Annotated in this window: 21 protein-coding genes and 1 pseudogene; 9 read left to right on the top strand and 13 right to left on the bottom strand. The window is 70.4% G+C overall.

All coding sequences use genetic code 11. The features are described from left to right. Positions 1 to 6 precede the first annotated feature (6 nt). Entirely contained in the window at positions 7 to 1380 is a 1374-nt protein-coding gene (locus ACIQ7D_RS05425) for a CitMHS family transporter (protein ID WP_403933871.1), read from the bottom strand. Between the two features lie 464 nt (positions 1381 to 1844). Between ACIQ7D_RS05425 and ACIQ7D_RS05420 the strand changes: the two genes are divergently transcribed. The 3 genes from ACIQ7D_RS05420 to ACIQ7D_RS05410 all read left to right on the top strand — a co-directional run bounded on the left by ACIQ7D_RS05420 (position 1845) and on the right by ACIQ7D_RS05410 (position 5484). After that, a complete protein-coding gene (locus tag ACIQ7D_RS05420; RefSeq protein WP_403933869.1) occupies positions 1845 to 3062 on the top strand; it encodes a CaiB/BaiF CoA transferase family protein in 1218 nt (405 codons plus the stop codon). Beyond that, entirely contained in the window at positions 3052 to 4026 is a 975-nt protein-coding gene (locus ACIQ7D_RS05415) for an HpcH/HpaI aldolase/citrate lyase family protein (protein ID WP_403933867.1), read from the top strand. Before ACIQ7D_RS05420 ends, ACIQ7D_RS05415 begins: the two co-directional genes overlap by 11 nt. A gap of 102 nt (positions 4027 to 4128) precedes the next feature. Then, positions 4129 to 5484: a methyltransferase domain-containing protein gene (locus ACIQ7D_RS05410; RefSeq protein WP_403933865.1), complete on the top strand. Its 1356-nt coding sequence runs from the start codon at positions 4129 to 4131 to the stop codon at positions 5482 to 5484. 63 nt (positions 5485 to 5547) lie between these two features. Here ACIQ7D_RS05410 and eno read toward each other — a convergent pair whose 3' ends face one another. Beyond that, positions 5548 to 6831 carry a phosphopyruvate hydratase gene (eno, locus tag ACIQ7D_RS05405; RefSeq protein ID WP_403933863.1) on the bottom strand — a complete coding sequence of 428 codons (1284 nt, stop codon included), beginning with the start codon at positions 6829 to 6831 and terminating at the stop codon, positions 5548 to 5550. Between the two features lie 102 nt (positions 6832 to 6933). Between eno and ACIQ7D_RS05400 the strand changes: the two genes are divergently transcribed. Then, the gene (locus tag ACIQ7D_RS05400) at positions 6934 to 7758 is read left to right on the top strand and encodes a winged helix-turn-helix transcriptional regulator (RefSeq protein ID WP_403933862.1); all 825 of its coding nucleotides are present in this window, start codon (positions 6934 to 6936) and stop codon (positions 7756 to 7758) included. Between the two features lie 743 nt (positions 7759 to 8501). Here ACIQ7D_RS05400 and ACIQ7D_RS05395 read toward each other — a convergent pair. From ACIQ7D_RS05395 to ACIQ7D_RS05360, 8 genes and pseudogenes are all read right to left on the bottom strand, one after another. Beyond that, positions 8502 to 9773: a TIGR02679 family protein gene (locus ACIQ7D_RS05395; protein ID WP_403933860.1), complete on the bottom strand. Its 1272-nt coding sequence runs from the start codon at positions 9771 to 9773 to the stop codon at positions 8502 to 8504. Then, a complete protein-coding gene (locus ACIQ7D_RS05390) occupies positions 9770 to 14017 on the bottom strand; it encodes a TIGR02680 family protein (protein ID WP_403933858.1) in 4248 nt (1415 codons plus the stop codon). Before ACIQ7D_RS05390 ends, ACIQ7D_RS05395 begins: the two co-directional genes overlap by 4 nt. Beyond that, on the bottom strand, positions 14014 to 15342 hold the full coding sequence (locus ACIQ7D_RS05385; protein ID WP_403933857.1) for a TIGR02678 family protein: 1329 nt from the start codon (positions 15340 to 15342) through the stop codon (positions 14014 to 14016). Before ACIQ7D_RS05385 ends, ACIQ7D_RS05390 begins: the two co-directional genes overlap by 4 nt. After that, positions 15339 to 17042: a TIGR02677 family protein gene (locus ACIQ7D_RS05380; protein ID WP_403933855.1), complete on the bottom strand. Its 1704-nt coding sequence runs from the start codon at positions 17040 to 17042 to the stop codon at positions 15339 to 15341. The genes ACIQ7D_RS05385 and ACIQ7D_RS05380 overlap by 4 nt, the downstream gene beginning before the upstream one ends. 572 nt (positions 17043 to 17614) lie before the next feature. Then, positions 17615 to 18070: pseudogene (locus tag ACIQ7D_RS05375) on the bottom strand (DEAD/DEAH box helicase); the annotation flags it as partial. Then, entirely contained in the window at positions 17992 to 18684 is a 693-nt protein-coding gene (locus tag ACIQ7D_RS05370) for a hypothetical protein (RefSeq protein ID WP_403935112.1), read from the bottom strand. The gene ACIQ7D_RS05370 and the pseudogene ACIQ7D_RS05375, both read right to left, overlap by 79 nt. Continuing rightward, positions 18681 to 19253, bottom strand: a complete 573-nt coding sequence (locus ACIQ7D_RS05365) for a caspase domain-containing protein (RefSeq protein ID WP_403933853.1) — start codon at positions 19251 to 19253, stop codon at positions 18681 to 18683. Before ACIQ7D_RS05365 ends, ACIQ7D_RS05370 begins: the two co-directional genes overlap by 4 nt. Further along, the gene (locus ACIQ7D_RS05360; protein ID WP_403933851.1) at positions 19250 to 19489 is read right to left on the bottom strand and encodes a hypothetical protein; all 240 of its coding nucleotides are present in this window, start codon (positions 19487 to 19489) and stop codon (positions 19250 to 19252) included. The genes ACIQ7D_RS05365 and ACIQ7D_RS05360 overlap by 4 nt, the downstream gene beginning before the upstream one ends. A gap of 387 nt (positions 19490 to 19876) precedes the next feature. On the opposite strand from ACIQ7D_RS05360, the gene ACIQ7D_RS05355 reads away from it, so the two are divergent. After that, on the top strand, positions 19877 to 20083 hold the full coding sequence (locus ACIQ7D_RS05355; protein ID WP_403933850.1) for a hypothetical protein: 207 nt from the start codon (positions 19877 to 19879) through the stop codon (positions 20081 to 20083). Between the two features lie 296 nt (positions 20084 to 20379). Then, the gene (locus ACIQ7D_RS05350; RefSeq protein WP_403933848.1) at positions 20380 to 20565 is read left to right on the top strand and encodes a hypothetical protein; all 186 of its coding nucleotides are present in this window, start codon (positions 20380 to 20382) and stop codon (positions 20563 to 20565) included. Between the two features lie 389 nt (positions 20566 to 20954). Here ACIQ7D_RS05350 and ACIQ7D_RS05345 read toward each other — a convergent pair whose 3' ends face one another. The 3 genes from ACIQ7D_RS05345 to ACIQ7D_RS05335 form a co-directional block, all read right to left on the bottom strand. Then, complete coding sequence (locus ACIQ7D_RS05345) at positions 20955 to 21233, bottom strand: hypothetical protein (RefSeq protein ID WP_403933847.1); 279 nt, start codon at positions 21231 to 21233, stop codon at positions 20955 to 20957. 44 nt (positions 21234 to 21277) lie between these two features. Beyond that, a complete protein-coding gene (locus ACIQ7D_RS05340) occupies positions 21278 to 21730 on the bottom strand; it encodes a hypothetical protein (RefSeq protein ID WP_403933845.1) in 453 nt (150 codons plus the stop codon). A 525-nt stretch (positions 21731 to 22255) separates the two neighbouring features. Then, a complete protein-coding gene (locus ACIQ7D_RS05335; RefSeq protein ID WP_403933843.1) occupies positions 22256 to 22732 on the bottom strand; it encodes a DUF4265 domain-containing protein in 477 nt (158 codons plus the stop codon). Between the two features lie 210 nt (positions 22733 to 22942). Here ACIQ7D_RS05335 and ACIQ7D_RS05330 point away from each other — a divergent pair, with 210 nt between their 5' ends. From ACIQ7D_RS05330 to ACIQ7D_RS05320, 3 genes are all read left to right on the top strand, one after another. Beyond that, on the top strand, positions 22943 to 24076 hold the full coding sequence (locus ACIQ7D_RS05330) for a barstar family protein (protein ID WP_403933842.1): 1134 nt from the start codon (positions 22943 to 22945) through the stop codon (positions 24074 to 24076). Positions 24077 to 24304: 228 nt separating this feature from the next. Beyond that, entirely contained in the window at positions 24305 to 24538 is a 234-nt protein-coding gene (locus ACIQ7D_RS05325) for a hypothetical protein (protein WP_403933840.1), read from the top strand. Between the two features lie 28 nt (positions 24539 to 24566). Next, positions 24567 to 24843 (top strand): transposase (locus ACIQ7D_RS05320; protein ID WP_403933839.1); only part of this gene is annotated, 277 nt, incomplete at its 3' end.

Raw genomic sequence — 24843 nt, 5'->3', positions numbered from 1 at the left:
CCCGTTTCAGAGCGAGATGGCCCCGGTGAGCAGGGCGACGACGGTCATCACGAGGGTGGTGCCGAAGGCCCAGCGGAAGATGAAACGCTGGTGCTCACCGAGCTGCACACCGCTCATGCCGACGAGAATGAAGGTGGAGGCGGTGAGCGGGCTGAGCGGGAAGCCGGTCGTCATCTGGCCGAGAATGGCGGCCCGGGCGATCTCGGTCTGGTCGGTGCCGAACCCGGCGGCGGTGTGCGACAGCACGGGCAGGACACCGAAGTAGTAGGCGTCCGGGGTGAAGGCCAGGCTCAGCGGCATCCCGGTGATGGCGACCAGGGGTGGCAGATGGCCGCCGAGGGAGTCGGGGACGACGGACACGAGCGCCTCGGCCATCTCGGAGATCATCTTCGTCCCCGTCAGCACTCCGGTGAAGACACCGGCGGCGAAGATCATCGTGGTCACGAGCACCACGCTCTTGGCGTGTTTCTCCAGCAGCGCCTGCTGCCCCTCCCACGTGGGGCGGTTGACGAAGAGGGCCAGGGCGAAGGCGAGCGCGAACAGCACCGGCAGGGGCATGACCTCCATGACCAGAGCGACCAGCAGCACCAGCGTCAGCAGGGCGTTGAAGGCGGTGAGCCAGGCCGGCGCCGCCGCCCGCGAAGTCTCCGCGTACGGCCCGGCGCCCTCCTGCACAGCAGCGGCCTGTACAGCGGCCTGTCCGGCGCCCTGCCCCGACTTCTTCTCCGCGATCTCCTCCGCCTTCTGCTCACCCGGCGTCGTCAGCGCACCGAGCCGGCGGCGCTCGCGGCGGCCGATCCAGTACGACGCGGCCAGGACCCAGGCGATCCCGCACACCATGGCGGGCAGGACCGGCGTGAACACCTCGGAACTGTCCAGCTTCAGCGCAGTCATGGCCCGGACCGTCGGACCGCCCCAGGGGAGCATGTTCATCACGCCCGCGCCGAGACAGACCGTGCCGGACAGCACCAGCGGGTTCATCCCCAGACGCTTGTAGACCGGCAGCAGCGCGGAGACGGTGATGAGGAAGGTGGAGGCGCCGTCACCGTCCAGGGCCACGCACATCGTGAGGACGGCCGTACCGACGGCGACCCGGGCCGGATCGTTGCGCGCGGCGCGCAGGATCTGGCGTATCAGCGGGTCGAAAAGACCGGCGTCGACCATCAGGGAGAAGTAGAGGACCGCGAAGGCGATCATGATGCCGGTCGGTGCCACCGTGGTGAGACCGGTGAGGACCATGTCGCCCATGTCGCCGGCGAATCCGCCGACGAGCGCGGCCAGCACCGGGAGCAGAACCAGGGCCACCAGGACGGAGACGCGCTTCGTCATGGTGAGCAGCAGGAACAGGCCGATCGTGGAAAACCCCAGAGCTGCCAGCACGGGTGACGCTCGCTTTCTCGTATACGGCGCACGGCGGGGAACCGCCGGGCGTCCGGTGAGTGGCGCCCCGCGTTGCGGATGAGTTTCGGATCGGCGACGGATCGGCGTCCAGCATCAAACCGAGATCTGTCCATGCGATCTGCGCATCAATGGGCGGGCGGGAGGTGTGCCCGCACTCGCTCGCCATGGAGCGCGCCCTGCGTCAACCGGCGGCGTATGCCGCGGTGCTGCCGTAGGGCCGCCCCCTGGCTGATGCCGCCAACTCATGCGGAAAGTGCATGGATTGATGGATGTTTCTTGCTGGACAGGCATTTCCTCACATCGGCAGGCTGAAGGTGCCGCTGCCGCTGCCGCTGCCGTGGTACGGAGCGACGTACGGCGGGCGGCGGGCGGCGGGCGGCGGCGCGACGTACGGCTGCGCTTGGAGTCGCGACGAACGACGGAATCGGCGAGGGAGCACGGTGGTGTCGAGCACAGATCCGGAAACCGGCGGTCGCGGGCAGCTGCGCGGGCTGAGAGTGGTCGAGTTCGCGCATGTGGTGGCCGGTCCGCTGGCGGGCTCCATGCTCGCCGACCAGGGTGCCGACGTGGTGCATGTGGAGCCGCCGGGCACCGGCGACGCGGCGCGCGGAATGGGGCCGCGGAAGGACGGCCACCCGCTGTGGTTCAAGGTCGCCGGGCGCAACAAGCGTTCGGTCACCCTCGATCTGCACCACGAGGCCGGCCGGGAGCTCGCCCACCGGCTCGTGGCCTGGGCGGACGTCGTCATCGTCACCCTGCGGAGCGGACGGCTGCGCGCGTGGGGCCTCGACTGGGAGGCCGTGCACCGGATCAACCCGAAGGCCGTACTGCTCCAGATTTCCGGTTTCGGCGCGACCTCCTCGCGGGCCGACGCGCCCGGCTTCGGCAAGGTCGGCGAGGCGCGCAGCGGGGTGGTGCATCTGACCGGCTTCCCGGACGGCCCGCCCGTGCACACCGGTTTCTCGCACGGTGACGCGGTGACCGGGCTGATGGGCGCGTACGCCGTCCTCGCCGCCCTGCACCGCCGCGACAACGACCCCGACTTCGACGGCGAGTGGATCGACCTCGCCCTCTTCGAGCCGCTTTTCCGGCTGGTCGAGTGGCAGGTCATCGTCCACGATCAGTTGGGTTCCGTGCCGGAGCGCTCCGGCAACCAACTGGCGGTCGCCCCCGCGGCGGTGATCAACACCTACGAGTCCCGTGATGGTGAATGGATCACGGTCACCTCCGCGACCCCGCGTTCTGTACGCAACATCGCCCGGCTGCTCGGGCTGGACGAGGACGAGTTCGCCACGGTGGAGCAGCAGCACGCCGGGCGCGAACGGCTCGACGACGGCCTGCGGGCCTGGGTGGCGGAGCGCACCGCCGGCGAGTGCCTGGACGCCTTCGCCCGTACGGAGGTGGTGGCCTCCCCGGTGTTCAGCGCGGCGGACATCGCCGCCGACCCGGTGTACGCCGAGCGCGAGGACATCGTCACCGTCGAGGACGCGGATCTCGGCGCCGTACGGATGCAGGCGGTGATCCCCCATTTCCGGCAGCGGCCGGGACACGTCTGGCGGACCGGGCCCGCGCTCGGGCAGGACAACCACCTCGTCTACCGCGAGTGGCTCGGTCTGGGCGAGGATGAACTCGCGGCGCTGGAGAACAACGATGTCGTCTGAGCCCCACGCGTCCGGTCCCCGCGCACCGCTGCCCGCGCCGGCCCGGCCCCCGCTGCGCTCCCTCCTCTTCGTGCCGGGCACCAGGACGGACTGGCTGCCGAAGGCACGGGCGGCGGGAGCCGACGCCGTGATCCTCGACCTGGAGGACGCGGTGCCGTACGACGGCAAGGCGTCCGCCCTTGACCAGGTGGCCGGGGCCGTCGCGTGCGCCGCCGAAGACCCCGGCGGGCCGAGGCTCTTCGTCCGTGTCAACCCGCTCGACGGCTGGGCGGCGGCCGAGGAACTGCGCGCGGTCGCCCGCCCCGGGCTCAGCGGGATCGTGCTGCCCAAGGTGGACGGTGTCCAGGACGTGCGGTACGCGGACCGGCTGCTCGGCTGGTGCGAGCGGGAGCGGGGCCTGCCGCCGGGCGCCATCGCCCTCGTACCCCTCCTGGAAACGGCCCGCGGGCTGCGCGACGCCCACGACTGCGCGTCGGCCGCGGCCCGCGTCGCTTACCCGGGCGCCATCACCGGCGCGGGCGGCGACGTCGAGCGCGCCGTGGGCTACCGGTGGAGCCCGCAGGGGACCGAGACCCACGCGCTGCGCTCCCGCGTCCTGCTGGACGTACGGGCGGCGGGCGCCCCCCATCCGGTCGCCGGACTGTGGACACGCATCGGCGACCTCGAAGGGCTGCGCTCCTTCGCCGAACAGAACCGTTCCCTCGGCTACACGGGGATGATGGCGATCCACCCCTCCCACGTCCCCGTGATCAACGACGTGTTCTCACGGCGCCCCGACGAACTCGCCCGCGCGGCCCGCCTGATCACCGCGGTGGAGGAGGCCCAGGCGCGCGGCGTGGGCGCGGCGACGTTCGAGGGGACGATGGTGGACGAGGCCATGGCGGCGACGGCCCGGCTGCTGCTGGAACGCCACTCCGCACCGGATCCCGTGGAATCCGCACCGGATCCCGTGAAAGGCGACTGATTTCGCGTGTGCAAGCTGTGATGGGGTCATTGACTGGTACGTGCCGCGTGTCCACTCTTGTCGAGGTTGTATCTGCGGATCGGGCCGACTGGGGTGAGGGCTGTGGCCGTACTGATGGTGCAGCACGGGCGAGAGGGTGGACCGTACGCGATCGGCGAGGTGCTGGCGGCCGCCGGGCTACGGGTACGGCTGTGCCGGGTGAGGGCGGGGGACCCGCTGCCGGAGAGCCTGGCCGGGGTCGAGGCGCTGGTCATCGCCGGCGGCCCGGCAGCGGCGCACCGCGCGGACGAACCTGACGAATCCGCCGAAGCAGACGAATCCGCCATGCGCGGCGACAGCGAATCCGCCGTGCACCACGCCGAACTGGCCCTGCTGCGCGCCGCGCTGGCCGCCGAGGTCCCGGTGCTCGGGGTCGGCCCGGGGGCGCGGCTGCTGGCGCTGGCGGCGGGTGGCGCGGCCGGTACGGCGCCCGGCACGCGAGCGGAGTGCGGCGTCGTACGTACGAACCCGGCGGCGGCCGGGGACCCGCTCTTCGCGGGCGCCCCCGAACGGCTACGGGCACCGCACCAGCACGCCGAGGCGTTGGAACTGCCCGCCGGGGCCGTGCCGCTGGCCTCCTGCGAGCGGTGCCCGGCGCAGGCGTTCCGGGTGGGCGGGGCCGCGTGGGGGCTGCCGGTTCACCTGGAGGAGCCGGAAGCAGAAGAGGGCCAGGAGGCCCAGAAGACCCAAGAGGCTCACGGGGCTGCCAAGACAGATGCGGCAGTACGCGCCGCCGCGGCGGCGCCCGGCGTCCTGACGGTGCCCGATGTGGTTCCGTACGGCGACCGGCTGCTCGGGCGGTTCGCGAGGCTGGTGGCCGCGCGGGCCGCGCTCACCGCGACCCGTACGTTCTTCACGCCGAAGGCCGATACCTGGGAGGCACGTTTCGCCGCCGACGGCCCGCGGTACGCGCAGGCCGTCGCCCGCCTCGGCCTGCGTCCCGGTCAGACGGCGCTCGACCTGGGCTGCGGCACCGGACGCGCCCTGCCCGCCCTGCGCGCCGGGGTGGGGGAGAAGGGTGCGGTCCTCGGTGTGGACGTCACCGCTGCCATGCTCCTCGCGGCGGCCCGCGAAGGGCGCGGCGGCCCGGCCGGCCTGCTGCTCGCGGACTGCTGCCGGCTGCCGTTGCCACCGGGCACGGTCGACGGAATCTTCACCGCCGGCCTGCTCGACCATCTCCCCGACCCGGCCGTCGCCCTGCGCGAATGGGCCCGCGTCACCGCCCCGGGCGGCGCCCTCCTTCTCTTCCACCCCTCCGGCCGCGTCGAACGCGCCGCCCGTCACGGCCGCCCGCTGAGCTCCGACGATCCGCTGGGCGAACCGAACCTGCGGCCCCTGCTGGACGGCAGCGGTTGGCAACTGGACTGCTACGAGGACGCCCACGCGTACTTCCTGGCCCGCGCGCTCCGCGTCGGCTGAAGCGCCAGGGTGGCCTCCCGCGGTTCGGCGGCGTACGCCCCGGTCCGTGACTTTGAGGCCGCCTCAGCGGCGCAGTCCGAGAGCTTCCCGCCCCGCGTAGCGTGCCTGGCCGCCCAGTTCCTCCTCGATGCGGATGAGCTGGTTGTACTTGGCGGTGCGGTCCGAGCGGGAGAGCGAGCCCGTCTTGATCTGCCCGCAGCCGGTGGCCACGGCTAGGTCGGCGATCGTGGTGTCCTCGGTCTCGCCGGAGCGGTGGGACATGACCACGGTGTAGCCGGCCCGGTGGGCGGTGGCGATGGTGGCGAGGGTTTCGGTGAGGGTGCCGATCTGGTTGACCTTCACCAGGATCGAGTTGGCGACGCCGTCGCGGATTCCCTGGCGCAGCAGCGTCTCGTTGGTGCAGAAGACATCGTCACCGGTGAGCTGGCAGCGGTCCCCGAGCCGGGCCGTGAGAAGCCGCCATCCGTCCTGGTCGTCCTCGGCCATCGGATCCTCGATGGACGCGACGGGGTAGCGGTCGACGAGCGAGGCCAGGTAGTCGGCGTGCTCGGCCGGGTCGCGACGCACACCCTCGCCGGTGTAGTCGTAGACGCCGTCGCGGAAGAACTCGGAGGTGGCCGGGTCCATGACGACGGTGATGTCGGTGCCCGGCTTGTATCCGGTGCGCTCGACGGCTCGTACGACGAAGTCCAGCGCCTCCTCGGCGGTCCGCAGCTCCGGTGCGAACCCGCCCTCGTCGCCCACCCCGGTGCTGTGGCCCGCGGCGACGAGGTCGCGGCGCAGGGTGTGGAAGACCTCCGACCCGGTCCGTACGGCCTCGGCGAAGGTGGCCGCTCCGATCGGCGCGATCATGAATTCCTGGAAGTCCAGCGGATTGTCCGCGTGCGCACCGCCGTTGATGATGTTCATCATCGGCACCGGCAGCAGCCGCGCGTCCACCCCGCCGACGTAGCGGTAGAGCGGCAGTCGGTGGGCGCGCGCGGCGGCCTTGGCGGTCGCGAGGGACACGCCCAGGATCGCGTTCGCGCCGAGTCTCGCCTTGTCCGGGGTGCCGTCCAGCGCGATCAGCGCGGCGTCCACTCCGGCCTGGTCCTCCGCTTCGAGGCCCACGACGGTGTCCGCGATGGAGTCGTTGACGGCGTCGACCGCCCGCCGGACCCCCTTCCCGTGGAAGCGGGCCGGGTCACCGTCGCGCAGCTCCACGGCCTCGCGGGCGCCGGTGGAGGCCCCGGACGGCACGGCCGCCCGGCCGGTCGAGCCGTCCGCCAGCTCGACGTCGACCTCGACGGTGGGGTTGCCGCGGCTGTCGATGATCTCGCGCGCCGTGATGCGGGAGATGGTGGTCATGATGCTGCTCCTCACGTTCGGTCCCTGGGCAGAGGGGTAGGACAGCCAGTAAGTTCCAGATTGAAACAAAGTGAGTTCCGAAAAGGAACGTACTATGGCGGCATGAGGATGCACAACGCCGACGAGCACTGCGGGATCGCCCAGGCCGCCGTCATCACCGGCGACTGGTGGAACGTCCTGGTCCTGCGTGAGATCGCCCGCGGCCACGTACGCTTCGACGCCCTCGCCGCCGAACTCGGCCTCTCCCGCAAGGTCCTCACCGAACGCCTCGGCCGGCTCGTCGCCTCCGGGGTGCTGCGCCGGAGCCTCTACCAACGCCGGCCGGTCCGTTACGAGTACCTGCTCACCGACTCCGGACTCGCCCTGCTGCCCCTGCTCGTCGCCATGCAGGAGTGGGGCGACCGCTGGGTGCTCGGTGACGGCACCACCACCGCGACGGCGGCGCGGGACGGCGCCGAGCACGCCCGCGTCCACGCCCTCACCGGGACGCGGCTGCCCACCGCTCTCGAACTGCCCGCCGCCGACGGCGTCGACCACCCCGTCGTCGCGCCGGCCGCCACGGCGACCGTACTGTTCACATACCCTGGCGCCACCGGAGGCACGTGGGAACACCGGCTGTTCCGCGACGCCTGGCCCCAATTCCGGCGCGCGGGCGTGGCGGTGCACGGCATCAGCGGCCAACTCCCGTACGAACAGAAGGCCTTCGCCGACGCCGAGGCGATCCCGTACCCGCTCCTCTCCGACACCGGGCATCGCCTGACCGCGGCCCTGCGCCTGCCCACCTTCCGCGCCGCGGGCCGACTGCACCTCAAACGACTCGTCCTGGTCATCGACCCCGAACGCACGGTGCGGCACACGCTCTTCCCCGTTGACGACAACCTCCCGCGAGCGGTCGAGGACGCCCTGCGGCTGGCCACGACGACGTGACGCAGGGGCTCCGGCGCATCGTGACGGCCCGGAGGCACGACGGACGAGCGGGGGGCGGAATGGGCGCGTCGCGGGCGGCCACGTGGGGGCTGTTGGCCGCCTTCGTGGTGCACGGCCTGGAGGAACTGGCCACGATGCCCGGCTGGGCCGGCGCCCAGGTGGACCGATGGCGCGAGCGCCGCCCTCTTCCCGGCGGGCATCATCGGGGTGCACGCGGCGGCGTACGGAATCAGACGCCTGCTCCCCCCAACCCCCTGGGAGCAGTCCCCGCGCACCGCCCATGACCCTCTCGAACTGCTCGGCCGTCAGCAGTTCCGGCGCCGGGGATCTTGTCAGCCTGCGACCAGGTCCTCCCCGGACTCTCCCCGAGCGACCGCCCATCCGGACCGTCCGGCACGGATGCCGGAACGGCACAGATGCCAGAAGATGCCGACTGCGGGTGCGGAAGCAGGCGGCGACGCCGCGGTGGACGCTGTCAGGTCTCGACGGCGCCGCGTACGTCGGACGGCAGCCCCCAGATGCCGCCTGCCCACCCCCGTACGCGAACAGGGTCGGTCTCCCCTCAGGGAAACCGACCCTGACCTGGTCTTTTTGGCTGTCGGGGTGGCGGGATTTGAACCCACGACCTCTTCGTCCCGAAATGAGGGTCGGTTACTGATCTTGCCGGCGCCGATGCTGTTTTCCCTGTTCAGAGGAACCGGCAGCGCGAGCGGGACCGAGCCAGGTCGTGCACTCCGTCTCCCCTACAGAGAGGCCGATAGATCGTCTACCAGCAGGTCAAGCGTCGCCTCCTCGTGGAGCGCCACCCCGAGCGCTGCCATGGCAGGGGCGAGACCCGCGTCCCAGACCGCGCTGACGGGCTGACCGGCCAGCGGCAGCTGAGGGATTCCCTCGGCCTGACTGCGAGTGGCCAGGTGCTCGTAATCTTCGGCACCCATGCGCCAGGGCCGGGCTCCGAAACGGCGGATGATCCGGTTCGCCAGAGCGATGCCCGGCCAGTCGAAGTCGCCGTGGTAGGCGAAGCGGCAGCCGGTGGAGGCGAGGGTGTCGAGAAGGGTGAGGACCACCGTCGCGGCGCTGCCGGAGGTGCAGACCAAGGGGTGCGAACAGTCTGCCTCCGCTGCGGCCTCCACCACACGTGGGTTCTCACAGATGTGGACGACGGTCCCGGCGGGCAGGTGAAGCCGTACGTCGAGCAGGTCCCGGGATGTCAGGTGGGTCTCCGCTTGGTGATCGGCCCGCTCCCGCAATGACCTTGCGCGCCAGTCCTCGCCGAGGGGCCGGAGGCCGTACGTCAGCACGGTGCTGGAGACCTCGTCCGGTGTGACCGAGACCAGCCGCCACAGTGCCCGTCGGCCGGCCGCGTCGCCGGGAAGGTCCGTGCCGTGGGCCAGGGCGATGCCGCGCTGGACGAGGCGGGCGAGCCAGGTGCCGTCGTCCAGGCCGTGCGCCGAACCCGTCGCCGACGCGGCCAGCTCGCCGCGGCCCCGTACGTCGGTACGTTTCAGGTCGAGCAGCACGCCGAGTACCTGAACCGCCTGTTGAAGCGTCCGTACGGCTGCTTCCGGTGTCACGCCCTTCGGGACGCCGGTGCGGCGCAGCACATCCGACCACTGGCCCACCCACTCCAGCCCGGCCAGCGGCGATGCGTCGAGGGATGAGGCGAGCGAGGCCCAGACACGCTGCCGCTCTGCCGCGTTCTCCTCGCGGGCCGCACGTCGGTTGACGAGCGGCGGGCCGAGTTCCTCCATGACCTCCCTGAGCCCGAGCCCCGCAGCCGAGGCCCGCAGGCGTTCGTCGAGCGCGTCGAGCCTCACGGTCACAGCCGTACCCGTGAGGGGCTTGCCCAGCAGGAGCGACAGGTCGGTCCGTTCCTGGGAACTCACCGTTGTCAGTCGGAGGGACCCGGTGGACTGCACCCCGTTGCTCTCCAGTCGTTTGCGTGCCGCGCCCCAGAGCCGGACGAGACCTGGACCTGCCAGCCAGTCGTGCGTGGCGGGCGGTAGGGCGCTCATACCGGCGCCAGCCGCCGGTGGCGACCGTTCCAGGTGTAGTGCAACGTGGCCACTCCGCGTACATGAGGGTCGCGCAGGCACTCGTAGATGTGCAGGGAGGGCACCTCGGCCCAATTGCCCATCAGGCGCTCGCTGGTGAGAACGAAGTCGAGGTCCAGATCGACCAGAATGCGGCCCAGGCGCCCGTGCGTGGGTTCGTCGACCTTGGCGAAGGCGTCGTCCAGGAGGATCAGCCGGGGCGCGTGCGGGGCCGAGCCGGCGAGGCTGGTGAAGTGGGCGGAAGCGGCGGCGAAAAGCACGAGGTACGAGAGCACGCGCTGCTCTCCCTGGCTCAGGCCGGTGCGGCCGGTCAGCTTCCTTCTGCGACCGGGTGCGGCATCCTCGACCACAAAGGTGTGGAAGGTGAACCAGGAGCGGTAGTCCAGCGCGGTGCGGAGGTGGGCGCTGTACCCGGCCGACGGATCGGTGCGGCGGGCATCCTCGATGCGGCGTTGCAGTACGTCGCGGAGTTGCTCGGTCTGCTCGCGCGTCCGGAGGCTCGACGAGCTGCGCAGCAGTTCGACGGCCACCCGCACGTCGGCATCGGCGTCATCGTTGAGTTTCCAGAGGAGTTCCACGCCGAGGCCGTGCGAGGTCCGTACGGTCTTCAGCGTGTCGTTGAGTGCCGCGACCAGGTTGGCCGCCGTGATGACCTGCGCGGAGAGGTGGTCGCCGAGCTCGCCGGTCAGGAAGCGCTGGAACACGTCGCTCTCGCGCTCGGTGAGCCTTCCTCGCGCCTCCGCGGCCTCCACGGCGATCCGCTCGCCCACGACCGCGACGTCGTGCGAACCGTGGTCGTCGAGCAGGCGGCACACCTTGATGCCGTCGTTTTCGTCGAGCTGTGCGTCGTAGCCGCCCGCCAGTTGATCGCGCAGAGTGGTGTGCCGTTTGAGGAGAAGGCTGTCGGACACCTCTTCCCGGTTATGACCGAGACTCCGATCCACCCCTTCCGCCAGTGCCCGCAGTGCGCGCAGGCGGTCGCGTGCGTTGGAACCCGGGTCGTCCGGTACCTGATCGGGGAGGGACGAACGATCCAGGCCCGCTCCGATGACGACCTCCGGACGGCTGAGAGCACCGCGCAGAGCGCGGCCGGTCTCGATCACGGCTGCTTCCTGGTCCGCCAGTTCCTCGCGTAGGCGTTCCTCCTTCTCCTCCGCCCGCACACGTTGGTCGCGCAGTCCGTTGTGGTCGCGCGCTCTCGCCGGGATGGCCCCCACGGCGTTTGCGATACGGTCCTTGGCCGCCTGTTCGTCGGAGAGGATCTTCTCCTCGGACGCTCCGACGGCGGCCTCCCGGGTCCGCAGATCCTGCAGCGCGGTGAGTAGTTGCCGGTGGCGAAGCCGGTAGCCCTCTTCCGCCTCCGTCCGATTCTCGCGGGCTTGCGCGTACCGCCGGTCGTCCGCCTGACTTCCGCCGAGCCGGGCGACCGTACCGTTGACCGCCCTGCGCAGGTGCCCGACGCCGGTGAGCAGCGAGGCCAGCGCGGTGTGCACGCGGTCCAGTGCGACGGTGTCGGTGGGCAGGTCATGGGCGGTCGCGGTGGCGTCCGCCTCGGAGCGCGTCGAAACGGCCAGAGCACGCGCCGCCTCCGCCTGGCGCGCCGCCTCGGCCGCCTTGGCGGAGAGCGCTTGCGCCGTCCTCTCCTCCGACGCGTGCGTGTTCCAGGAGTCGGAGAGCCGCTGCGCCCGGGGGAAGTCGTGTTCCGCTTGCGTGAGGGCCCGTCGCCGGGAATCGGCTGCGGCGAGCTCGGTACGGGCTTCGGTCAACTGTCGTTCCGTCTGCCCGAGCCGGTCTTCCAGCTCGGCCAGTGCCCGTCGCCGGGTCTCGGCCCGCACCGCTGCGCCCACGTACTCGGCGGTGCTCTTGTGGTGCTGCCCTCGGAGGGCGCCCAGCCGCCAGCTACCGTCGAAGTGGACCGCACTCGCGGCCGTCGTCCCCGCGGCCGGTGCGAGCACGATGGCTGACAGCAGGTGCTCCACCTGCTCGGATGCGATGCCGCTCTCCGGCTGCGCGACCGGGCGCAGGGCCGAGGCGAGGGTCTGCGCCACCGGCAGCGGGTCGTGGGCCGGAGCCGCATCGAGAAGGGCGTCCCCGGAGAGCGGGTCGAGAAGGGCGCCGCCCGTACTGACCCATGCGTCGAGAATGCCACTCGCCTCCAGTGCCGCCTCCAGACCGGCCCGGTTGGCGGAGGTCAGGTGCTCGGCGAAGTCCACCAACCGGTAGAAGGGTGTGCCGCCGGCCGGGTCTCTTGCCGCGCTGCGGTGGTACGGGGCCGGAGGCTCCGGGTCCGTACGGCGTTCCCAGGCCCGCCTCTCCTCCGTCAGGCGGTCTATCTCGTCGCCGAGTCGGCCGCCGTCGACCGCCAGAGTGTCGCGGTGCCGGGTGAGGGCGTCCGCGTACGGCTCCAGTGCCAGGTGTGCCGTCTGCCGCGCGTGGGTGTCGATGCCGGCCGGGAGCGTGCGGGAGGAGAACGCCGCGTCGGAGTCGGCCGAGCAGGCCACTTCCGAGAGGACGGCATCCAGCGGCGGGCACTCGGGCCCCGCTGCGGTCCGCGTCTCGCGCACCCACCCGGCGACCTCGTCGGCGTACCCCCGGCTCTCCTCAACGACCTTCTGACGGAGGGCTTCGAGACGGTCAGCGGCCTCCTCCGCCTCGCCCTCCAGCCGTTCCCGCGCCTCGTCGGCCCGCACCGCACTGCCACGCGCCTCGTCGGCCCGCGAGGAGAGGCGGGCCACCTCCCGCACCATCCGCTGTCGGTTCCGTACGACGGTCTCGGCGGCTCCCAGCTGCCCCTGCCAGGACCGCAGCCCGGCCTCCGTCGTCGCCGTGTCCACGCGCACCACCGGTCGGTGCCGGACGGTCTGCTGTTCCCCGTCCGGGTCGGTCAGCTCCGTCTGTGTCGACGAGGAACGGACGGTGCGCGGCAGAGCGACCGCCTCGCCGAGATGTGCGGCGGGAAGTACCGCCCGCTCCGCCTGGACCAGTAGCTCCCGGTGCTCCGTGGCCAGTTCGGTGAGTCGGGTGCCCAACTCCTCGCCGCCCTCGTCCAGCCGTTCGGCCGCGCTCTCCTCCGCCTCGTGCGCGCCGCGCAACGCGGCGAAGGCGGTCATGGCCGTGGTGTGCAGGGCCTCCACCGTGCTGCGGCGCTCCGACAGCTCGCGCAGGCTGCGGTAGGCGTGGCTGTCGTGCAGGGCGGCGAGTTCCGTCCGGGCGGACTCCTCTTCCTCGCGGAGTGTCCTCAGCCCCTCCTCCGATTCCTTCTCGCGCTCCTTCAGGACGCTCGTGTGCTGCGCGGCGTCCCCTGCGTTCCGGCGGCGCTCGGAGAGAGTGTCCAGTTCCCGGCTCACGTCCCGCGCCGAGGAGCGAAGGACCCCGGCGAGGTAGCGGCGGTAGTCGGAGAGGAAGGTGCGCAAGGCCGCGTCGGTACGTTCCAGGCGCCCCAGTTCGGCCCGCACGGTGTCTAGATCGTGAAGGTTGCGCGCTACCTTCTCGACCACGTCCTCTTCGAGACCGGGCAGGGTCTCACTCAGCAGGACGGCCAGACCGCCGTGCTCGATGCGGTCCCCGACCGTGGGCCGCCGTAGCCGGTGCAGGAGCTGGGTGAGGTTGCGGTAGCGCGTCGCGTCCGTGATCCCGAAGAGGTCCCGGGCCACGCGGGCACGGTGTTCGACCGCTCGGTCCGTCGTGTTGCCGGAGCCGACGATCTCCTTGAGCCGGTCGACGGCAAGGGGTTTGCCCGCCTCGACCAGGTGCAGGTCCTCGCCGACGCGCAGCGGGGTGACGAAGAAGGTCGGCACCGCCTTCTGCGCCGACTTCGAGGCACGGATCGCGGCGCCGAGTGTCAGATAGCGGTGGTCGCCGGCCTCGTCCGTCCCTCGGAACTCCACCCACAGATAGCCGAGGCGGTTGGTCTGCTCGAAGCCGTCCAGCATCAGCCAGGCGAGCGTCGTCCGCCCGGTGCCGGTGGCATCGAGGGCCCGGGAGTCGCCGTCCAGGAGGTACGGGAGCAGCATCTCCAGAGCCTTGGACTTGCCGGCACCGTTCTTGCCGCGCAGCAGCAGCCGCCCGTCACCGAAGGCGAACTCCTGCTCGTCGTATTGCCAGACGTTCTGGATACCCGCCCGGTGCAGCCGGAAGCGGGTGCTCGCCGTCGGCGCGTGACCTGAACGCGGAAGCGGAACGAGACCACGGGCATCGGCGGTCATAGCGGCAACTCCTGCTGTGTGTCGGTGGGTTCGTGCCGCCCGGCGATCGCCCGCACGGTGACCCGGGTGGCGTAACGGGCCGCTGAGGCGAGCAGGACCCAGCCCTCGCCGTCGCTGGGCCGGGCCGCCCGGACGTCGGTGACCTGGCGTCCCTCCGGCAGCTCGCCGGCGTACTGCTCCGGCAGCCCAGCTCCCTCGGATCGCAGCGGGCCGGCAGGGGCGATCAAGCGCATGCGGAAGAGCAGGTCCAGCACGGCTTCACGCAGGGCATCGCGGTCTTCGAGGTAACCGCGCTGCCAGTTGCTGCGCTGCCCGTACTCGGCGACCAGCTCGGCCAGAAGCTCATCCACCGCACCGTCCGGAACGGCGACCCCGACGACGAGAACACCGCCGGTCGCGGGGTGTCCGGGCTCCGCCGGGCGGAGCCGCTCCACCAGTCGTTCCACCAGCAGCAACGCGGCCTGGGCGACGGTCCCCGTCCCGGGCAGGTGGATGTCGGTCAGCTCCTCCTCGGGGTCGACCAGGGCCGCTCCCTCGGCGCGGATCTCCGTCTCCAGGCCGAGGAGTTCGAGGAACGCCTGGGCCTCCCGGCGCTGGCGGGTGCGGAGCCAGTCGCGTTCGGCGTCGGTCAGTTCGTCGAGGTGGACGACAGGGGTCTCGACAAGCATCCGGCGCACGTAGGTGCGCGGCCCTCCGAACCCTGGGTCCGCCGCCCGCCGGACCAGGTCGGAGCCGTCCCGCGACTGGGCGAGCGGTCCGGCCACGATGACGCGGGCGAGCTCCCGGTCGACCGTGATCAGCGCCTCCCCGTCGGCCTCCTGGGTGATGACGCCCACGTGGCCGTGGGTCTCGATCAGGACACCCCACTCGACGAGCTGCCGCAGAGCCGCGACCAACGTCCGCTTCCCGGCCGCCCGTCCGGTCTCCTCCAGCTCGACGTCCGCGTCGGCCGCCGCGGCCCGGATGTCGGCGACGAGCTGAGACAACAGCAACTGCTCCGGCGCGGTGACCAGCACGGACAGGGCCAGAGCCAGACAGGCGTAGGTGCGCGGGGTGAAGGGCGTGCCGGTGGACCGTACGAGCCGGTGCCCCGACCGGGCTCCGAGCCCGGCCTTGAACAGCCGGGCATAGGAGCTGTCGACCAGGAGGCGGTAGCCGAGCACTTGCTGGAACCGGCCGCCCAGCCAGTCGGCGTGCCTGCGGACCAGCGGAAAGAGGTCGGCGTGCGGGCCGTCCGATGTGACCAGCGGATGGGCGAGCAACAGCCTTGCCGCGATCCGGCGTTCGGTGGCCAGAGCCACATCGTGGGCGGAGGGAAGCGTCATGACACGCTCACCTCCGCATCCCCGACGGGCGTGCTGTGCGACCGAGGGGGAGGAGTCTCGCTGCCGGTCGGCTCCGCTCCTTCCGCCGAGAGGGCCGTCCTGTGGACCACCAGCTCCAGGTCGTCCAGCAGCAGATCCCCGTCGGCCGAGCGGAGAAGCGTGCGCGCTCCCGTCGTACGGTGCACCGTGAGCCGGATGCCCAGATCGGCGTCCTCGCTCCACGCGGCGTCCAGCCCGAAGCCCCGCTCCTCCCGCTCGTCCGCCCCGGCGCGCCGCCTGAGCTGCGCGTTCCCGAGCGCCGTGGCCAGCAGCTCCAGGAGCAGGCTGAGCGCCGCCGAAGTGAGCCGTACGCCGTCGAAACGGGCGGACGCGCTGCACAGCTCGTCCGCCGCGGCGCTTCTGTCAGCGGCCCGCTGACGCGCCGCCTCCCGCAGCCGTTCCTTCTGCGCGGAATGGTCCTCCACCGATGCCGTCCGGCCTCGCTGGGCGCGGCTGCCCCTCTCGCGCAGCGCGACCGGTACCTCGACCACCGGGCCGGTCCACCAACTGGTGTAGGCGGGCACCACCTCGTCCGCGGCGGGCGGTATGCCCAGGTGGCGCGCGCCGTACAGCCCGAAGGCGGCGACGGCGATGTCGTGCGCGTCCTGGGGCGCGGCCTCGTCGAACCACCGGGCCAGCTGCAACAGGTTCCGGCGCCGCGACATCTCGCCGGTGGCCGAGCGCAGCATCCGCTTGGCGTTGGCCAGCAGCGACTGAAGGGCCCGCAGGGTGGCGTCGCGCAGCTGGTCGACCTGGCTGCCCTGCCCGTCGGTGTCCCTGAACCAGCCCCGCAGCCCCTCCCAGTCCGCGAGCTCGCGACCCCGGCTGCGCTGTACGCGGGTCTCCGTACGGCTCTCGCTCTGCGCCGGCAGCCCGGCGAGCCCCTGCGCGTGAGCGTCCAGTTGCTCCAGCAGGCCCGGGAGGTGGGGCCAGAGCACGTCCAGGGCTGCCGAGATGCGGGGGGCGCGGAAGGACACGTCCTCCGTGATCGCCTCGACGTAGTCCAGGAGGAGTTCCTTGAAGCCCTGGTACTCGCCGCTGTCCAAGTCGTACCGGGCAAGCACCTGGCCGAGATAGGCGTAGAAGTCCCGGACGGAGTCCGCGAACCCGGCGAACTGTACGAACAGCGTGCTGATCCGCTCCAGCCCGTCCTGCGGGGCGATGCCGCCCGGCTCGGCGACCAGCTCGGCCAGCTCCCGCAGCCCCCGCTCGACCAGGGCCAGCAGTTCGTTGCTCACTTCACGGGCGGCGTCGGCCTCGGTCAGCACCCCGTCGGCGTCCCGCTGGACGCGCTCGCCCAGCCGCGACAGCTGGTAGCGGGCCCGCGAACGCTGGTACTCCGTGATGCTGGATGCCTTCACGGTGTGGCTGCCGCGCAGCAGGTTCCCCCACTTCACCAGCTGTTCCAGCCGCGCCGTGAGGGGGTCGGCGTCGAGTCCGGCGGCGGGCCCGCCGCCCTCGCGCAGCTTCGCCATCACGTCCGGGACGGCCAGGTCAGCCAGGAGCGTGCCGCAGAAGACCCGCATGATCGCGAGGTACTCCAGCCGCTCCGGCGCGCTGAGGTACGCGTACGCGTCCAGGCGACGGCGCGTCTCGTCGGCGTCGGGTGCCGAGGGCGCGTCGCCGGGTTCCGGCGGTGTGCCGGGTGTGGGTTCCTCCATGTCTGCGAGGTTACGTGGAGGGTCCGACAGGCGGTGCGGGGTGGCCGGAACTGGCCTCCGGGCAACCGGCGCGTCGGCCTCGGGCACGCTGGAGCCGGGGCGTACGGAGCGGGTCGGCTTCGCAGGGGGCAGAAAGCCATCCCCGCTGCTCGTCGGTGTCGTACAGCCGCCAGGCCGGCCAACGCGGCCGCTTCGGCTTCGCCGTCACCACCGCACAGCAGGTACCGGCGATGCAGCATGAGTCGGAGGTGGCGTGCCGCGTCGCCGTCCTCTTCCACTCCTCGATCGAGAAGCACGGCTTGGGGAACTGCTCCGCCGACGCCACGCACCGCGGCGTCCGCGGGATGCCCGTGAACGGTCTCGCCCAGCGTGACGGTGGCCTCCTTCGCGCAGGAGAGGGCCAGGTACAGGCGTTTGAGCAGTACGTCCCCGTCTCCGCCACCCTGGGGCAGTCCGTCCCGCTCCGCGGCCTCCAGCAGCGCGGCGCCCACACCTCCTCGCTTTCGCCAGAGCTTCTTGTCCCCCACGACGATGAGGTGACCGCGTGCCCGGGTGATGGCTACGTTCCACAGGTTCAGCTGTTCACCGACCCATGCGACGGAGCCCGGATGCATGCCTTCCCCGACGACGAGGGAGAACACCATGACGTCGCGTTCGCCGCCCTGGAAGGTGTGCACCGTACCGATGCGCAGACGCTCCTCGTCGTACGGTCGTAGCCGCTTGCGAAGGGCTCCGGCCTGCGCCGTGAAGGGTGTGACGACGCCGACGGTGGCCTCGGGCGGGAGCTGTTCCCGCAGAGAGCGGACGCTGGCGAGCACTTTGCGGATCTCGTCCTCGTTGGCCCAGGAGCCACCGAACGGAGGGTGGGCGGCCCGCCCGGTCACATCCGTCCAGATGACGGCGGGGCGGTTCGCCAGAGCGGGACGGCCACGGGTGTCGGTGAGAACGGTCAGCCCACCGTCGTAGAAGAACTCGTTGGAGATCCCGGCGATGTGCGGATGACAGCGGAAGTGCTCGTCGAGAAGCAGCGTGCCGCCCGCGGACTGTTCGGCCGCGTGGAAGGCGGAGTGACGCCGGTAGGCGAGATGGTGCTTCTCCAGCCAGATGGACCGTAGCCCGTTCCCGCGCCGGATGAGAGCCTCGCGGCTGAATCCACCAGCGGAGCCGCTTCCTTGGGGAGCGCGACGCAGCCGTTGTCGTCGACGTCGCCGGAGATGAACCTCTCCGCGCCGTCCAGGCACACGTACGACGTGCCCTGACGGCTCACGTCCATCAGAGGTGTCTCGGCACTCTCGGCCAGGACGCACTCGCGATAGTAGTCCAGCAGGCTGGTCCAGGTGGGTTGTGCGTGAGCGGATTTCGCGGCATGTGGCGGTGCAGCTTCTCCGGCGGCTGCCCGGGGCCGAGAACTCAGAGGATCGAGGATGGGGGCCCGGCCGAAGGGGCTGTCCGCGAGGACGATGCGGTCGTCGACGCCGAGCGCGGAATGCACCGGCACTTGACGCCCGCCGTCCTGGGCACGCATACGCCGGTTGACATAGTGGAACAGGTCGCTGACCGTCACCGCGCTGCCGCCGTCCTTGCTGACCTTCCCCGTGCGCAGCGCCTCAACGACCTCGCCGGTGAACGCCGACGGCTTCACATCATCGCCGCCGCCCGCGTACGAGCCTCCCCGGCCCGCGAGGACGACAGGACGTACACGCCCCTGCTCGTCAGCGGTGGCCGCTCGCCGGACTTGGCCACGGAGCCGCCAGCTTGCCGGTCCGATGTACGCAGACCCACGGCGAACCCGCCACTGCGGCAGCAGTCGATCATCACGATCTTCTGCGGCGCGACGCACTCCTCCAGCGCGTCGTTGAGGAACCCGCCGCTGACTCCGGTCGCGGCCACCCGGTCGTAGTCGGTGTCCTTGGCGACGAAGTGGAACTCGGCGCCGTCACGCACGGTGCGCACACCGTGCCCGGAGACGTATACGAGCGCGAGTTCGTCCTCGTCGCGCTCCTGGAGGAACTCGCCGATGACTGCCCGCATGTCGTCGGCGGTGAGATCGGATTCGGTCTGGACTGAGACGAAGTTGCCGATGTTGCGGTGCTTCAGAACCTGGGCGAGTCCCCATACGTCGGCCTGTACGGAAGCCGGCGGCGAGAAGTGGCCGTCGTCGTAGTGCTCGTTGCCGATCAGGAGAGCCCGGCGCTTGTGGAAGCGGGTCACGCCGCGCCGTCATCCGGTTCGGGACCGTCGCCCGCGACCCGGTCCTGAAACTCCCGGACCAAGCGCTCCTGTGCGGCGTCCGGACGACCGGTGATCTCGATGGAGTCGTCCCCGACGGTGACCACGACCTTGCGGTGCCGCTCCTTGGCGCACCACTCCTTGATCAGAGTGATCAGGATCTGGGACGCCGGGCGGGCGGGCGGCGGCGGCGGTGGCGGCCCAGAGAGCCAGCTCACCCACGCCGGCGCCCTTACGGCCCGGTTCGGTGGGTCCGTCGGCGTCGTGGAAGCCGACGACGAAATCGTCCGCTCTGTGCAGGGTGTCGCGCAGATCCCGGGCGAGGCGTTCCTGCCGGAGTGTGTCGCCGCCCGTGGGCACGGCGAGTGTCCACGGCGATCCCCCGTCGCGCATGTGCTGCTCCTTGCGTTCCCGTATGTGTTTGCTGGGTCTGTCCAGCGACTTTGGCATGCGGGCCTTCGTCAGGGACAACCGAGGCTGACTGGGAGGGACGGCATCCGGCCACCTCCGAGCGTCGGAGGAGAGGTGTTCGAACCGCTGCCCGGCCCACCCCGAGTCGGCGCGGACCGTGAAGAGCCCGCTCCTTCGCCGGGAACACCTCTCGTATGGGTCAGCCCCTCTGGCGCCTGCTCGCGGTTGTCACCATCGCGGCGGAGATCTCGCTTCCCCCTGCCCTGTTCATCCCGCGGACGACGCCGTACGCCATCGCGGCTGGCATCGCGATGCCCGCGGCGTTCACGTGCCCCAAGCCCCGACAACTGATCACCTTCTCCGGCCTTACGGTCAGCAGTTACTCCGCCTTCGTTGCTTGACCGTTTCCCTCCAGGGCCTGCGTACAAGCCTGGGATGGGGAAGCCGGTCCCAGAGCTGGTCAGAACGGGGCTCTCGTCATGAGGCCGGCGAGGAGCCGGGCGGCGGGCGGGACGGGGCAGTCGTGCCGCATTCAACCGGATCTGAGCAGAGCCGTGCGAGCTGGTCGTTCGCCAGGTCGACGGCATCCCGGAGACTTTCGCCAGAATTCGGATACAGCTCTTGCTCGACGCGGCGGAGACGATCTTCGATCGCGCTCACCGGCCCGGCACGCCGGGGCGCTCCTCCTCACCAGCGCATGGGCCACGAGGACGGATCGGTCAGCGCCCGCTACAAGCACGTCACCGACTCGATGCGGGCGACGCTGATGGAACAGCTCACCGAGGTCCGGGAGGAGTCGCTGGACGCCCGGCTGCTGTTGCACCCGCATTCCCCGGTTCCGGCACTGAATCGCCCGTTGCAGGAGCGTGCCGCGACGAGGTGATCCGTCGTTCAAGATCACACCCCACTGACATCCCAAGCGCTCCAGGAACGCAGTCAGGGCCGGTCTCCCCGAAGGGGAACCGGCCCTGACCTGGTGTTCAGCTGTCGGGGTGGCGGGATTTGAACCCACGACCTCTTCGTCCCGAATGAGGGTCGGCCAAGATCCCCACCAGGCCGGATGGGTATCTATGCTGGTCAGGGACTCGGGATGGGCTGGTCTCGGGTGGGCTCCGTGAGCTTCCGGTAGAAGATCATCTCCCAGATCTCTCCCAACCTCAGACGTTCTCGTCGTGCGGCGTCGTTCCTGGGCGTCATTGCGTGAGCAAGTTTCCGTGCGGCCGTGGCGTTACGGCTCCTTGCTGTTCTGCTCAGGCACTGTCGGCCGGTACGTCAGGTGTCTCTTGGCGTGAGGTATTGCCGGGCACCGGCCCAGATTGCTTCGAAGTCGTGGAGAGTCAGTGGCTCCTCAACGTGCCCCTCCCAGTCGGTGACGGGCAACTCGGCAGTGAACCCGTACCGGGCGTCGTCGTCCTCGGCCGTCGCGGCCGCGATGGGGCGCAGAGCAGGCCCTTCGAGTTCGACCTGCCGGCGGACCCATCCATCGTCGCCGACCTCGAAGTAGAACCACGTGTCTTCTTCGTCCCAGTAGCTGCGGAACCATCGCGTCACCGGGACATTCTGACCCACCAATCTTGTCCCTGATACCTCCATGGTCAGCCGAACCAGACCACGAGCCGCACGTTCTCCGGGCCGTGCAGTTCACTGAGCGTTCGCATCACTTCCCAGACCGGTCCCCAGTGGGTGGTGTCCCCGGCGACCGCGCGACGGCTGCGTACGCCGGACTCATCGGCCTCGTCCCAGTCGGCTGCGCTCAGCTCAGCCCAGGTGATCCAGGTGGTGCCATGGACGCCTTCGGGCCCGCCGTAGGCGGCGAAGTCGGCGCGTACCCCGGCGGAGGCGTCCCCCGGCAGCCCGCGCTCTTCGGCCAGCGGCCGGTACCCGAAGCTGTTGCGCACCCCGAAGAGGCAGGCGAGGGCGTCGTAGGCGTTGCCGGTGTTGAGGAGGAACAGGTCGATGACAGTCGTCCAGACGGCGTCCTCGTCGTCCTCGCCCCAGACTTTGGCCCACGGCCTGCACTCGATCATTCCGCTCACGTCGGTGGACATGCTCGGATTCTGGTGGGCAGGGGTGGCGCCTCTCGTCTGTGTTTCACAACGGGCGCTTCCCGCACGGGAGATCTTCGGGGTTGAGGGGCCTTGGGCCACGCTACGGTCTGTCCAATCCGCTGAAGATCGCACCCATTGCGTGAGTCCTGACAGCGCGCGGACGAGATCCTCCTCGGTCTGGAGGAGTCGGTGCTCAGGGCGGACCCGACCGCTCTCGATGTCTGCGTGATCGAGCTCTGCTTCGCCGGTGTCCCAGACGGTGATGGTGGCTAGTCGGGCGCTGGTGCTGAGGGTCACCCAGGCGCTTGCCTTGCTGCGGCCGTCGGCCGGAGAGGTGCCGAGCTCACAACCGATGGCCGCTGTTCGAAGGCCGGCTGCCTGGTTGGTGCACCAAGCTGCAAGCGCATGAGGGAAGTCGGTCATGGTCACTCCATCGGAAAGGTCCGCACCGAAGTTGTAGCCAGGGCGAAGGAAGCGAGGCTGCCGGGGCGAATGTCTTCGTCATCGGAGGAGATCCCGCAAAGGTCAGGCACTCCACCACTCGTCGGTCCCACAGCCAACCTCGAAGTGCCACCATCCTTCCTCTTGCCCTTGGTTCAGGAGCGACTTGATCCCGGCGAAGTCGGCTCCAGCGGGTGCGGTGAAAGCCACCATGGGGAAGTTCTCGCTGAACACCTCGCCTCCGAGCCCGAACGCCGAAAGGCGCTGGTGCACCGCCTGGGGGCTGCGTCCCAAGGGGCCAGTGGGGACGGGCACGACGCGAATCGTGCAGTTGCCGGCGGTGCTGACGCGTCCAACGGCCCAATGGAGGCCGTTGGTGTCGGTCTGATATCGAACCACGTCACCTTCTGCGATCCCGTCCTGAAGGAAAGGGGTGTTCTGCACGACGGCCGTGTCGGCGTCGAGTGTCATCGCCCACCGGCCCTCTGTGTCCTGCGGGAACCATCCCTCGCGAGGGACGAACCGGAACCAGACCTTGATCTTCTCGCCCGTGCTCTCCATGACGGGCATCATGCGCGGCCCGGAAACGCCACCTGGCACCGGGGCAGACCTGGGCGATCAACGCATGCCTGTCGTCGGCCAAGGACCACGGGTCGAAATTGGTTGAAGCCGCCTTCAATCGGCGCCGTATCGTGGGCAAGCAGGAGCGTTCGGGTGTTCGGGGGTTGAGCGCAGGTCGAAGATCATGCCGTCTGGGAGCAGAGCTTCCCGGTGAAGTACCTGCTGGTCCACCAGGACGAGGACGACCAGGATGAGTTCTGGGGACGGTGCGCGGGTGTCGAGGGCATGTTCGTGGACAAGGTGCCGCCACGGCGCGAGGTCCTGACGCTGCGGGGATGTGATCCCGAAGGGCTGCTCCGCGATGCGCTGATGCCGAGCGGGGCGTCGACCGCCTTGCTGGGTGACGTATGCGTCGAGGTCTGGGACGACGAGCAGCCGTTGCAGTGGTGGTCATTGCTCGACTGTGTCGTCATCACGCATCAGCCGAACCGGGGCGATCCGGCCTTGGTGGACATCGTGGTCGGAGCGGGCGTCGAGGAAGAGCACGCCTGGACGCACACCCTGCCGACGCCCCCGCGGTTCAAGCTGTTCGCAGGGCCGACGAGGACGCTCGGTTCGGCCGGCCATTGCCTGGCTGTGGACGGGCTGTTCGTGACGCGAGGTGCCCCGGTGCCCACGCCGATGAGACTCGTCGGCTGCGAGCCTGCGGAACCCCTGCTTGCTGTCCTGCGCCGGGCGCGTAAGTGGGACCGGGACTGGGTGGGGCTGTGGGCCCTGGACTGCACCGGCCGTGTGATGTACCGCCACAGCGTGTACCTGCGCATCGAGACCGCCCGGCCGTCCGTACTGGGCGGCAGCCTGCTCGACGTCAAGCTCACCGACGGCGGCGAGGACAGGCCGCCGCTACTGGCCCGCCCGATCTGGGAGACCTGGTACAAGGGCGCCCCGGAAATCTGTAATCAATGGGCTCCGCTCTCCGCCGAGGGCAGGTCCGAGTGGCTCGACCTAACCGCCACCGGCATGAGCGAGCAGGGCCCGGACCGTTCGGGCGGGGTCCACCACCTCGACGGTACGTACGTCACGGACGTGCCTGGCCTGCACTGCGCCATGGCCGAGGCGCTGGCGGGACCCGGCGGCTATTACGGACGGGAGTGGAACGCCTTCAAGGACTGCCTGCACGGCGGCTTCGGCGTGACGGCACCCTTCACTTTGATCTGGCACGACGCCGATGTCGCTCGCCAGGCGCTGGCGGACGACATCTGGGACACCGAGAAGGGACTCAGCTACTTCGAGGAGATCGTGCGGCTCCTCGAATCCTTCGGCGTCACGGTCGTTCTCCAGTGACAAGGACCGACGCCCCGTGCCTACTCCGGCCCTCGTGCAGTGGGGGACAAGGCACTCAGCTCTGTTGTTAGGCCAAGGGAATCGTCCACTGGCAGAGAACCACTCCGAGAGGCTCATTGCTCGCCAAGTCCGCACCGCCTCGAGGCAAACTGCTGAACCGAGGAGAGACCGCTGGCAAGATGGCCACTTGGGTGGACGGCGCGACAGCCGGGGAGCAAGGAGCAGCTGGTGGGGACGACGATTAACGGCCGGTTTCTGTTGCTCCCTCAGGAGGCCCGCCCGGGGGGTCTGTCGGAGGTCCGCAAGGCCGTGGACATCAAGAGCGTTGGTGGTGACCACGTTGCTGTGAAGCTGCTCAAACAGCGCGAGGACGACGCGATAACCCGGATCTTCCTAGAGCGAGAGACCTCGGCGCTCAAGGCACTGAACCACCCCCACATTGAACCGTTCCGGGTTCGATAGGGACTCGATTCCGTGAAAGGATCGAGTCATGGCACGCCCTTCCTCCTATCCCGTTGAGCTGCGTAAACGAGCGGTCCGTATGGTCGCCGAGGTCCGCGGTGACTACCCGAACGAGTCAGCCGCCGTGAGGGCGGTCGCCCGGAAACTCGGGATCGGTTCGGCTGAGACCCTGCGGAACTGGGTGAAGCGGGACGAGATCGACTCCGGTAAGCGTCCGGGGACGACCACGGAGGAGTCCGCGCAGATCAAGGCATTGAAGAAGGAGATCGCCGAGCTGAAGCGGGCGAACGACATCCTGAAGGCTG

The sequence above is a fragment of the Streptomyces sp. NPDC096310 genome, from assembly GCF_044763125.1.
Classification (GTDB): domain Bacteria; phylum Actinomycetota; class Actinomycetes; order Streptomycetales; family Streptomycetaceae; genus Streptomyces.
This window is presented reverse-complemented; position numbering and strand designations above follow the sequence as displayed.

Coding starts and splice junctions, on each gene's coding strand:
- ACIQ7D_RS05415 (WP_403933867.1), top strand. CDS start 3,052: ATGTCGTCTGAGCCCCACGCGTCCGGTCCCCGCGCACCGCTGCCCGCG.
- eno (WP_403933863.1), bottom strand. CDS start 6,831: ATGACCACCATCTCCCGCATCACGGCGCGCGAGATCATCGACAGCCGC.
- ACIQ7D_RS05400 (WP_403933862.1), top strand. CDS start 6,934: ATGAGGATGCACAACGCCGACGAGCACTGCGGGATCGCCCAGGCCGCC.
- ACIQ7D_RS05395 (WP_403933860.1), bottom strand. CDS start 9,773: ATGAGCGCCCTACCGCCCGCCACGCACGACTGGCTGGCAGGTCCAGGT.
- ACIQ7D_RS05390 (WP_403933858.1), bottom strand. CDS start 14,017: ATGACCGCCGATGCCCGTGGTCTCGTTCCGCTTCCGCGTTCAGGTCAC.
- ACIQ7D_RS05385 (WP_403933857.1), bottom strand. CDS start 15,342: ATGACGCTTCCCTCCGCCCACGATGTGGCTCTGGCCACCGAACGCCGG.
- ACIQ7D_RS05380 (WP_403933855.1), bottom strand. CDS start 17,042: ATGGAGGAACCCACACCCGGCACACCGCCGGAACCCGGCGACGCGCCC.
- ACIQ7D_RS05355 (WP_403933850.1), top strand. CDS start 19,877: ATGGGTCAGCCCCTCTGGCGCCTGCTCGCGGTTGTCACCATCGCGGCG.
- ACIQ7D_RS05350 (WP_403933848.1), top strand. CDS start 20,380: ATGGGCCACGAGGACGGATCGGTCAGCGCCCGCTACAAGCACGTCACC.
- ACIQ7D_RS05340 (WP_403933845.1), bottom strand. CDS start 21,730: ATGTCCACCGACGTGAGCGGAATGATCGAGTGCAGGCCGTGGGCCAAA.
- ACIQ7D_RS05335 (WP_403933843.1), bottom strand. CDS start 22,732: ATGGAGAGCACGGGCGAGAAGATCAAGGTCTGGTTCCGGTTCGTCCCT.